Source organism: Devosia sp. (genome assembly GCF_040509215.1).
Lineage (GTDB): Bacteria > Pseudomonadota > Alphaproteobacteria > Rhizobiales > Devosiaceae > Devosia.
The window spans coordinates 1-10,264 of the sequence record NZ_JBEVLL010000103.1 but is presented as its reverse complement, the minus strand read 5'-3'; the positions used below and the strand labels follow the sequence as shown (position 1 = coordinate 10,264).

11 protein-coding genes are annotated in these 10,264 nt (G+C 62.1%); 3 read left to right on the top strand and 8 right to left on the bottom strand.

The window, feature by feature from the left end; genetic code table 11:
* Positions 1-827 (bottom strand): ABC transporter substrate-binding protein (locus ABW043_RS05850; RefSeq protein ID WP_353920288.1); only part of this gene is annotated, 827 nt, incomplete at its 3' end.
* A 217-nt stretch (positions 828-1,044) separates the two neighbouring features.
* Between ABW043_RS05850 and ABW043_RS05845 the strand changes: the two genes are divergently transcribed.
* Positions 1,045-1,434: a RidA family protein gene (locus tag ABW043_RS05845; RefSeq protein ID WP_353920287.1), complete on the top strand. Its 390-nt coding sequence runs from the start codon at positions 1,045-1,047 to the stop codon at positions 1,432-1,434.
* 12 nt (positions 1,435-1,446) lie between these two features.
* The gene (locus tag ABW043_RS05840; RefSeq protein WP_353920286.1) at positions 1,447-2,241 is read left to right on the top strand and encodes a creatininase family protein; all 795 of its coding nucleotides are present in this window, start codon (positions 1,447-1,449) and stop codon (positions 2,239-2,241) included.
* Here ABW043_RS05840 and ABW043_RS05835 read toward each other — a convergent pair.
* Positions 2,238-2,924, bottom strand: a complete 687-nt coding sequence (locus tag ABW043_RS05835; RefSeq protein WP_353920285.1) for a phosphoribosyltransferase — start codon at positions 2,922-2,924, stop codon at positions 2,238-2,240. The genes ABW043_RS05840 and ABW043_RS05835 overlap by 4 nt on opposite strands.
* Before the next feature lie 73 nt (positions 2,925-2,997).
* Here ABW043_RS05835 and ABW043_RS05830 point away from each other — a divergent pair, with 73 nt between their 5' ends.
* Positions 2,998-4,167, top strand: coding sequence for a M20 aminoacylase family protein (locus tag ABW043_RS05830; protein WP_353920284.1), 1,170 nt, complete (start codon positions 2,998-3,000; stop codon positions 4,165-4,167).
* Here the strand turns inward: ABW043_RS05830 and ABW043_RS05825 are convergent, their stop codons facing one another.
* From ABW043_RS05825 to ABW043_RS05800, 6 genes are all read right to left on the bottom strand, one after another.
* Complete coding sequence (locus tag ABW043_RS05825) at positions 4,168-5,061, bottom strand: nucleoside hydrolase (protein ID WP_353920283.1); 894 nt, start codon at positions 5,059-5,061, stop codon at positions 4,168-4,170.
* 4 nt (positions 5,062-5,065) lie between these two features.
* Positions 5,066-6,403, bottom strand: coding sequence for an amidohydrolase family protein (locus ABW043_RS05820; RefSeq protein WP_353920282.1), 1,338 nt, complete (start codon positions 6,401-6,403; stop codon positions 5,066-5,068).
* Positions 6,400-7,461, bottom strand: coding sequence for an ABC transporter ATP-binding protein (locus ABW043_RS05815; RefSeq protein ID WP_353920281.1), 1,062 nt, complete (start codon positions 7,459-7,461; stop codon positions 6,400-6,402). The genes ABW043_RS05820 and ABW043_RS05815 overlap by 4 nt, the downstream gene beginning before the upstream one ends.
* 9 nt (positions 7,462-7,470) lie before the next feature.
* The gene (locus ABW043_RS05810) at positions 7,471-8,259 is read right to left on the bottom strand and encodes an ABC transporter permease (RefSeq protein WP_353920280.1); all 789 of its coding nucleotides are present in this window, start codon (positions 8,257-8,259) and stop codon (positions 7,471-7,473) included.
* Entirely contained in the window at positions 8,259-9,083 is an 825-nt protein-coding gene (locus ABW043_RS05805; protein WP_353920279.1) for an ABC transporter permease, read from the bottom strand. The genes ABW043_RS05810 and ABW043_RS05805 overlap by 1 nt, the downstream gene beginning before the upstream one ends.
* A 156-nt stretch (positions 9,084-9,239) precedes the next feature.
* Positions 9,240-10,264: ABC transporter substrate-binding protein (locus tag ABW043_RS05800; RefSeq protein WP_353920278.1), on the bottom strand; the 1,025-nt coding region annotated here is incomplete at its 5' end.

Here is a 10,264-nt window from a genome sequence, read left to right as displayed (position 1 = left end):
ATCCCGTATTCCTTCATCTTCTCGATGCCATAGGCGATCTGGTCGTCGGTCATTTCCGGATTGTCGGCCTTGATCAGATCATTGGCCGCGGCATTGTCGCCATAGAGATAGTTCGACCAGCCCACGATCGTGGCTTCGACGAAACGCTTGGCGATATCGGGGTTTTCTTCGACCCACGGCTTCATTGCTTCGATGGTGGTCGAATAGGGGTGGTAGCCCTGGTCGGCCAGCAGCCACACGTCTGGCGCAAAGCCGGCTTCGCGCTCGATGGAGAGCGGTTCGGAGGTCAGGTAACCCTGCTGGATTGCCATGTCATTGGCGAGGAACGACGCAGGGTTGAACTGGTAGGGTTCGTACTTTTCGTCAACGAATTCAGGCCATTCGGTCTTCATCCAGGTGAAATAGGACGTAAAGCCGTCGGCGCTGAGGATGTACTTGGAGGCGCCAGCCAGTTCGGGGAAAGTGGCGAACTTGCCCGGGTGCGACATCAGGATCTGCGGATCTTTCTGGAAGATCGCGGCCAGCGTGATGGTCGGGATGCCTTCCTTGACGGCGTTGATCGCGCCGGTGGCGCCGCCCATGTAGAACTGCACGCCGCCGCTGACCAGCAGCGGACGGCCGGGAGACTGCGGGCCGCCCTGCATGATGGTGACGTCGAGCCCGTACTTCTCATAGGTGCCGTCGGCGACGGCCTGGTAGTAGCCGCCGTGCTCGGCCTGGGCCAGCCAGTTGGTGGCGAAGGTGACCTTGTCGAGGTCCTGCGCGAATGCCGGCGTGGCGGCGAGCGCCATGGCGGCCAGAATGGTCGTCTTGATCGAAGCGTGCATTTACTGCGTTCCCCTGTGCTCCGGTCGTTTCGCCGGAGCCAATTTCTCGGGCGATCTCCTTCGCCCTGGCAGCACCATTTCGCACCGCGCTCCCCCTGTGAACCCAAAAAATAGGCAATCTTTGTGAATGCCTGCTATGCGTGCAATTTATGTGTTTTGGGGCTAGTCAAGCGCTTTACCTTTGGCTTAGCATTCGCCCGGCAAGCATTGGATAACCATGACCACCGCCCTAGACCCCAAGGACATCCACCCCCCATTCGCGCCCTATAGCCACGGCATTGTCGTTCCGCCCGGCCAGCGTCTGGTCTTCTGTTCCGGCCAGCTCGGCATTGCCGCCGACAAGACCATTCCCTCCGATTGCGCGGGCCAGACGAAGCTCTGCTTCGACAATGTCGCGGCCATACTGCGCGAAGCCGGGCTTGGCCTCGAACACATCATCCGCATCAATGCCTATGTGACGGGGCGCGAGCACCTCCCCGAATACATGAGCGTTCGCAATGCCCTCTTTGCTGCCCCATACCCTGCCTCGACGCTGATGATCGTCTCCGGCTTTGCCCGGCCCGAATTCGTCGTCGAAATCGAAGTCATCGCGGCCGGCCCCGCCTGAGGAACTTTTTACATGCGTAAGATCTGGTGGACTGATTTCGCGGCGCGCGAATTCGAAGGGCTCGACCCCAACAAGACCATAGCCATCCTGCCCATCGCAGCGGTGGAACAGCACGGCCCGCACCTGCCGGTCGGCACGGACACGATCATCAACACCTCGATGATCGAACTTCTTATTGAGCGCGCGCCTGCGGATATGGACCTGCGCATCCTGCCGGTTCAGGCCATCGGCAAGTCCAACGAGCACATCTGGGCCAAGGGCACGATTACCCACACGGCGACGAACCTGATCGACGCCTGGACGCAGATCGGGCTCGAAGTGGCCCGGGCGGGGGTGAAGAAGATCATCTTCATCAATTCGCACGGCGGCAACGAGGAGATCATGGGCATCGTCGCCCGCGAACTGCGCGTTCGCGCCGGCATGCTGGCTGTAAAGAGCGGTTGGCGCTTCACGCCGCCCGGCGTGTTGAGCGATCTGGAACGCCGCCACGGCATCCATGGCGGCGATGCTGAGACGTCACTGGTGCTGCACTTCAAGCCGCACCTGGCCGACATGTCGAAGGCGGAGAACTTCGTTTCCATCGCAGCAAGCGATGAGCAGCAGTTCCAGTATCTGCGGCCCACGGGTGCCTTTGGGCACACCTATGCCTGGATCGCCTCGGACGTGAACCCGTCAGGCGCGGTGGGGGACGCCTCCATCGCCACGGCCGCAAAGGGCAAGACCATTGCCGAAGCGAATGTCGCCGGCATGATCGAGGTCCTGCGAGAAATCGAGGCTATGCCGCTGCCCGGCGAGCGCTGGGCCTAAACGACCGGTGTCCAGCGCTCGTTTTCATTGAGCGCAAAACGCGGCGAACTGAGCGGCGCGACGATCCGGTCGCGCCAGGCTGCTAAGGGCTCCTGCCAGTTCGTCCCCTGCAACATGGCGCAGCCGATCACGGCAGGCTCAATCTCGGCCTTCTGCAATAGCCGCAGGACCGCGCCCATCGACTGACCTGAGCTGATCACGTCGTCGATCACGGCTACGCGCTTGCCGCGCAGCAGCGGCAGCATGCGCGGATCGACATAGAGCGTCTTGCTCGCCGTCGGGCTGGTGATGGATTTCATCGGCTCGGAGAGATCGTCGCGATACCAGAATTTTCGCGAGGTCCCGAGCGGCACCATGCGTGTATGGCCCAACCGCCGCGCCACGTTTGAAGCGAGCGGCAGGCCGAGCGTCGGTACGCCAATGATGACTTCGGCATCTTTGCTCTTGAGCAACGCAGCCAGCGCGGCCGCGAGCCCGTCTTCGACCGCAAAACTGGCCTGGTTTAGGATCAGCGAGGCGACGGCCGATTTGCCATCGCCGGGCAAGACCCGCAGCGGCAGGGGGAGTTGGCGCCCGTCGGCCAGTGGCGCGGGGTAAAAGCCAAGATGCCCGTCAGCCGGGTTTTGCTCGTGCGTACCGGGCTGGGCAAAGGCCTGCCAGAATTCATGCGGCTCGAAACTCACGCCAAGTCCTTGATTCAATGATGCGGTGCAAGCAAAGGTTCTCCAACGATCCTATGACAAGACGAGCAGGCCAATGCAATCGCGCAGCAACGATCCCTTCGAACTCGAAGCCATGACGGCGCTGCGCCGCGATTTTCACGCTCATCCCGAACTCGGTTTCGAGGAAGTCCGCACCAGCGCCATCGTCGCCGAAAAGCTCGAAGAGGCCGGGATCGAAGTGCATCGCGGGCTCGGCAAGACCGGCCTCGTCGGCACGCTCAAGATTGGTGACGGCTCCCGCCGCATTGCGCTCCGCGCCGATATGGATGCGCTCGCCATGCCCGAACTGGCTGATCGCCCCTACAAGTCCGGCACGCCCAACACCATGCATGCCTGCGGTCACGACGGGCACACCGTCATGCTCCTCGCCGCCGCCCGCCATCTGGCGCGGACGAAGAATTTTTCAGGCACCGTCCACTTCATCTTTCAGCCCGCCGAAGAGGGCCGGGGCGGCGCCAAGGCCATGGTGGATGAGGGATTTTTCAAGCAGTTCCCTGTGGATGCCGTCTATGGTCTCCACAACATGCCGGGGCTCGCGACCGACGAAATGGCCGTCGTCTCCGGGCCGCAATTGGCGTCATCTGATAGCTGGACCGTCACCTATAGGGGTGTCGGCACGCATGGCGCCAAGCCGCATCTTGGCCGCGACGCAGTGACGGCAGCGGCACACTTCCTCGCTGCGATCCACACCATCGTCGCTCGCGTGGTTGATCCGCTGCAGCCCGCGGTCGTCAGCGCCTGTGCGCTCGAGGCGGGAGACTTCAAGGCGCTCAATGTGATTCCCGATATCGTTCGCATCGGCGGCACGGCTCGCGCCTATCGCGCCGATGTGCGCGATCAACTCGAGCTGGAAATCGGCAATATCGCTCGGGGTGTTGCGGCGACCTTCGGCATTGAGGTCGACTACGAATTCCTGCGCCGCATCCCGCCCGTGGTGAATGATGGTGACGCGACTGCCCGCGCGCTCAAGGCGGCGCAGGCGGCGACGGGACGGCCGGTCGTGACGGATTTCCCGCCCTCAACCGCTGGCGATGACTTTGCCTTTTTCGGCGCTGAAGTACCCGGCGCCTATGTCTGGCTAGGCAATGGTCCGGCCGTCGACGGCGCGCTGCACCACAATTCGCGCTACGATTTCAACGACGACGCCATTCTCACCGGCGCCCGTTTCTGGGCGACGCTGGTGGAACAGGAACTGTCGGCCTGATCAGACGAAACCGGTACGCAAGAGGGCCAATGCGCGCTCGGCATCGACGCCGAGCGCCACGTCGACCGGCTTGCCGCGGCGGTCAACCAGCAGCCGGCCGGCATCGGGATCATCGCCAAGATCGATATCGAGCTTCATGTTCTCGATTTTGAAAATGCTTGGATCAATCGCCGCCAGCATCACGCAGGGATCGTGAAGCGGCCGGCTCTCGCGGCCATTGTGCAGATAAACGCCGAGCAATTCGCTCGCTAGGCGGCCATGCGGTGTGTCGGGGAGCGCAGCGACATAGGCGATATCAGCGCGCACTTGGCGAGTGACGTCGAGCGGAATGATCGTAACCTTGACTTCGCTGCCGATAACCACGGAAGCCGCTTCCGGGTCAGAGGCGAAATTGAACTCGGAACTTGGGCCGGAATTGCCGGGCGCATGAACCGTTCCGCCCATGACGATGATCTCGCCAATGCGGTCGATGACTTCGGGGTGCTCAGTCACGACGTGGGCGATATTGGTCAGCGGGCCCAGCGCGAGAATATCGATGCTGCCGGGCTCGGCTTCAGCCAGCGTGCGGGCGATCCAGTCTGGGGCGCCATTGAGGGGCGCCATGACAGGTTCGGGCAGGGTGATGCCCTTGAGGCCGTCCATGCCATGCACCATGGCAACGAGGTCCTGCAATTCGCGCGTCAGGGGAATATCGGTCCCCCGGATCACCGGAATATCGCCGCGCCCCATGAAAGCGAGGAGACCACCGGCATTTGTCGTGGTGCGATCTAGCCCGATATTGCCGGCAATCGTCGTAATGCCAAGCACGTCGAATTGGCCTGATCCCAGCGCGAACAGGATGGCGATGGCATCGTCGAGGCCCGGGTCCGTATCGATGATGACGCGCTTCTTCATAGTCTTACTTGTCCTCAACGCCTGCCTGGCGATCGATCCGATCCATTTCCGCCTTGAACTGGCGGGCGATCTGATTGGCATCGGCAACGGTCTTGCCGACATCCAGGGTTTGCACCTTGCGCTCGCGCATCAGCCAACGGCCGGCGACCATGGTGTCGGTCACGTCGGACGGCATGGCGGCGAAGACGAGCGCGGAATAGGGGTCGTAAATCGGATGGAAGCGCGGAGCGGCGAGGCTGATGCGGATCAGGTCCGCCTGCTTGCCCTTTTCCAGCGAACCGGTCTTCAGATTGAGGCTCAGGGTTCGCGCACCCTCGATGGTCGCCATGCGGATCACGTCCACGGCCGGCAGCGGTTTTCGTGAGCCGGCGAAGAGTTTCGCGAACATCGAGACCGGCGCGAACTGGCTGAAGAGGTCGAGCGTATTGCCGCTCATCGCGCCATCGCTGCCGATGCCGACGGGGAGGCCCGCATTGCGCATCTTTTCGACCGGGGCAATGCCGCGGCCAGCCTTGCCGTTGGAGCGCGGATTGGTGACGACGCAAACCTGATGCTCGGACATCATGCGGATATCGGCGTCATCGAGCTGCAGGCAGTGCGCGCAGATGAGGTTGGGTTTCAAGAGCCCGGCTTCGGCCGTGACCTCGACGGTGGATTTGCCGTGAGTGTCGAGCGCCCACTTCACTTCGAGCGAACTCTCGGCGAGGTGCATCTGCACCGGCACGTCCGGGTGATCTGCCGACCACTGGGCGATGCGCGCCATCACGTCTCGACCGGTGGAATAGGGGGCGTGCGGGGCGATGGACGGCGTCACCAGCGGATGGCCGGCGAAGCGATCGACCAGCTCTTCCACGCGGGCAAAACCCTCGTCGAAATTCTTGTGATCCGGCGGATCGAAATCGGCCAGGGTCTGCCCGACAATGGCGCGCAGGCCCGCCTTGTCGCAGACATCGCCGACTTCGGTTTCGAAGTAATACATATCGGCGACAGTGGTGACGCCGCCCTGGATCATTTCCAGCGCCGACATGGTCGAACCGACGCGGACCATTTCCGCCGACACGAACTTGCGTTCGAGCGGCAGGATGTAGCGATAGAGCCGGTCATCGACGTCCTCGCCGAGGCCGCGGAATACCGACATGCCCATGTGGCAGTGGGCATTGACCATGCCCGGCATGACGACATCGCCACCACAATCAACCGTCTCTGCGCCCGGAACGCTTGGTGGTGTGCCGGAGCCGAGTGCGGTGATTGTCGTGCCCTCTACGTGGACCCAACCACTTTCATAGACGGTCAGGTCGTCGTCCATGGTGACGACGAGGGCATTGGTGAAGAGAACGCTCATTCCACCGCCAGGATGGTGCACTGATCCGGCACCGGCACCAGCTTGGCGTTCGAACCCGGTTCCAGCGGCTTGCTGAGCGGGCCATTGGCCACCAGCATGCCGGCAGCGGTTTCGCTCTGGTACTGATAGGCGCGACCGAGATAGGTGCGGAGGCCCAGTGTTGCTGGAATGCCTTCGGCAGCGGCGTTGTCGGTGACCGCAAGGCCGTCGGCGCGGCAGGCGAGGACAAAATTGTCCGGGATCGCACCAAAGTGCTCGAGGCCGAGCGTCAGTTTCACGCCGCCGGCCGCTTCCGCGGTGATCTTGGCGCCATCGCGGGCCACGACCTTCATCGGCACGAGGTTTTCAAAGCCGACGAAGCGAGCGACGAAGGCATTGGCCGGGCGCTGGTAGAGGTTTTCCGGCGTATCGAGCTGCATGATCTTGCCAGCATGCATAATGGCGACGCGATCCGAGATCGAGAAGGCTTCTTCCTGATCGTGGGTCACGTAGACCGAGGTCGTGCCATTGGCGCGCTGGAGCTGGCGGATTTCGACGCGCATGTCCACGCGCAGCTTGGCGTCGAGGTTCGACAGGGGCTCATCGAACATCAGCAGCGGCGGCTCGATGACGAGGGCGCGGGCGAGCGCCACACGCTGCTTCTGGCCACCAGAAAGGGCCCCGGGCAGGCGTTCGGCGAGATGGGCAAGGCCAACGCGCTCCAGCATCGCGCCGACGCGCTTGGTCTTGGCGTCGCCCGAAATGCCGCGCTGCTTGAGGCCGAAGCCGACATTTTCGGCGACGGTCAGATGCGGGAAGAGCGCATAGTTCTGGAAGACGAGACCGATATCGCGCTGGTGCGCGGGCAGCTTGGTCAGATCCTTGCCACCAAGGGTAATGCTACCCGAGGTCGGCTGCAGGAAGCCGGCGACGAGGCGCAGGGTTGTGGTCTTGCCGCAGCCGGAAGCGCCGAGGAGGGAAACGAGTTCACCCTCGGCGATATCGAGCGACAGATCCTCGAGAACCTTGGTCTGGCCGTAGTGGGCGGTGATGTTGCGAATGGAAAGTGGCTTGGTCACGGCTGACCTCTATTTGGCAAGGAAGGTGAGGCCCAGGGTACGCTCGACAATGGCCATGACGGCCACCGTAAGCACCATGAGCAGCACCGAGACCGAAGCGACGGTGGGATCGAAAAACTGCTCCATATGGGCGAGCAGTTGGATGGGAAGCGTGGATATGCCCGGTCCCGTCAGGAAGATCGAGATCGATACGTCATTGACCGAGGTGATGAAGGCCAGGATGAAGGCCGCGATCACGCCCGAGCGGACATTGGGCAAAAGCACGGTGAAGAAGGTTTTCAGCGGCGGCGAACCCAGGCTGATCGCGGCTTCCTCGATCGAGAAATCGAAGGAAGCGAGCGAGGCCGAAATCACCCGGATCACATAGGGCAGGATCAGGATCGTGTGGCCGATGATCAGCGACAGGAAAATCGGCGCATTGAACTGGAAGGCAAGGTTTTTCAGGAGCGAAAAGCCCAGCACCAGTTCGGGCACCAGCACCGGCAGCACGAAGAGCGTCGACAGCCAGCCCGGAAGCTGGATGCGATACCGGCTCATCGCATAGGACGCCGGAATGCCGATCAGCAGCGCCACGAAGGTCGAGATGACGGCGACCTGAAGGCTGGTGAGAATGGTGCGGCGGAAGGCGTCGATCTCGAAAATGTTCTGGAACCAGCGCAGGCTAATGCCCTGCGGCGGGAAGGTGAGATAGGTCGTGTCGCTCAGCGCCGAGCCGAGCACGATGACGAGCGGCCCGACGAGGAAGAAGAACACGAGGACGGTGAAGCCGATCAGGGCGGGATGGATTTTTGTCGGCATTAGACGGTCATCGGGTTGAGGCGGCGCGCCGCGGCATTCATCGCCATGACAATGGCAATGGTGATCACCACCATGATGGCAGCAATGGTGGAGGCGCTCACCCAATCGAAGGTGACCATGGCCTGCTGATACATCAGCGTACCCATCATCATCACCTGCTCGCCGCCGAGTAGCTGAGGCGTCGCATAGGAGGTGAAGCTGCCGGTAAAGACCAGCACGGCGCCGACGATCAGGCCGGGCACGGCCAGAGGCAGGATGACCTGAGTGAAGGTCGCCCACGAATTGGCGCCGAGCGAGGCCGAAGCCTGGATCAGGTCATCAGGAATGGCTTCGAGTACTCCGACAAGGGTAAGCACCATCAGCGGCACGAAGAGATAGACCATGGCGACGATCACGGAGCCCTGCGTATAGAGCATCTGGAACGGCTCGGTGATGAGCCCGAGATTGATCAGGGTCGAATTAAGAATGCCGTTTTTGCCCAGGATAATCAGCCAGGCGAACGAGCGCACGACGACGCCGGTCAGCAGCGGAAAGACTGCGGCGATGATCAGGATAGATTTGAGCCAGCCGGGAGCGCGCGACACCACATAGGCGGTGATGAAGCCGACGAACAGCGCGATGGCCGTGACAGCAAGCGAGACATTGATGGTCCGCAGCAGCACGGTGCGGCGGAAGCCGCTGCCGAAGAAGGCTAAATAGGGTGCAAATGGTCCGCCCGGCGTTCCGAACGTCGTGTAGATCGTGGCTGCAACGGGAGCAACTAGTCCCAGCAGCACCAGCAGGGTTGCCGGCGAAGCCAGCGTCCAGCCTGCAAAGCGTTTCATCGCCTATGGCCTTTTTCTTTGGTAGCCCCTCAACCACCGCCGTCGTTCCCGCGGTCACGGGAATCTCTCATTCAGTGCAATACGGGATTCCCGGGGCTGCGGGAATGACCTCAAAGTAGAGGTGGGGAAAACTCGCGTTTCCCCCACCCACAAATCTTACATGCCGAAGATTTCGTTCCAGCGATCAACCCAGCCGCCCTTGGCAGCATTGAGCGCGGCCGAGTCGATGCTCTGGAGGCCAGCGATCACGTCTGCACCATAGGTCCAGAGGGCAGCCTGTTCCGGGGTCAGCGTGACGGAGGTGTTGACCGGAGCGTCAACGCCCTGTTCGGCCAGCTGCTGCTGGATTTTCGGGGACAGGATGAAGTTGATGAACTCATAGGCCAGTTCCGGTTCGGCAGCGCCCTTCGGAATATTGACCGTGTTCAGCGTCGCGATCGAACCTTCCGAGAGGTCGGCCCAGACAACGGTCGGCACGGCGGCCTGGATCTGCGCGAGGGTAAAGTCCTGCGCGATGGCAGCGGTGACTTCGCCGGTCGAGAAGAGGTTAATCATCTCCGAGCCGGTGTTGTAGTTCTTCACGACGTTCGGCTTGAGAGCCTCAACGCCGGCAAAGGCGCCATCGGCGTCTGCGAAGGCGTCGACGCCCTGATGTTCGCCGGCCTTGACCACAACCATCGGGCCAGCCGTGGTGGTGATGCCCGGGAGCGACAGCGAGGAGGCGAGGTCTTCGCGCCACAGGTCGTTCCACGAGGTGATCGGGGTGGTTACCTTGGCGCTATCATAGACGACGCCGACGCGGCCGATGGAGTAAGCCGGGCCATAACCACCCTGCGGATCCTTGGCGAGGTCATAAAGACCTTCAATGTTCGGGAGCTTCGAGCGGTCGAGTTCCTGGAAGAGGCCCAGTTCGATGCCCTGCTGGCTGAAAGCGTCGGTGAAGTAGGCCACGTCGACGCCGGCACCGTTGCGGATCTGCAGCTTGTTCAGGCGCTCGCCATTGTTGCCGGTTTCAAACTGGATCTCGCAGCCGCACTTTTCGCGGAAGGGGGCCAGAATGATGGATTCAAGCTTTTCGCCGTTAAAACCCCACCAGGAAATGGTGAGCGTCTTGGTCTGCGCGAAGGCAGGCGTGGCAAAAGCCGCGGTGGCGGCAAGGCCAAGCGCGAGAGTGGTTGCGA

Coding starts and splice junctions, on each gene's coding strand:
- ABW043_RS05845 (WP_353920287.1), top strand. CDS start 1,045: ATGACCACCGCCCTAGACCCCAAGGACATCCACCCCCCATTCGCGCCC.
- ABW043_RS05840 (WP_353920286.1), top strand. CDS start 1,447: ATGCGTAAGATCTGGTGGACTGATTTCGCGGCGCGCGAATTCGAAGGG.
- ABW043_RS05830 (WP_353920284.1), top strand. CDS start 2,998: ATGCAATCGCGCAGCAACGATCCCTTCGAACTCGAAGCCATGACGGCG.
- ABW043_RS05825 (WP_353920283.1), bottom strand. CDS start 5,061: ATGAAGAAGCGCGTCATCATCGATACGGACCCGGGCCTCGACGATGCC.
- ABW043_RS05820 (WP_353920282.1), bottom strand. CDS start 6,403: ATGAGCGTTCTCTTCACCAATGCCCTCGTCGTCACCATGGACGACGAC.
- ABW043_RS05810 (WP_353920280.1), bottom strand. CDS start 8,259: ATGCCGACAAAAATCCATCCCGCCCTGATCGGCTTCACCGTCCTCGTG.
- ABW043_RS05805 (WP_353920279.1), bottom strand. CDS start 9,083: ATGAAACGCTTTGCAGGCTGGACGCTGGCTTCGCCGGCAACCCTGCTG.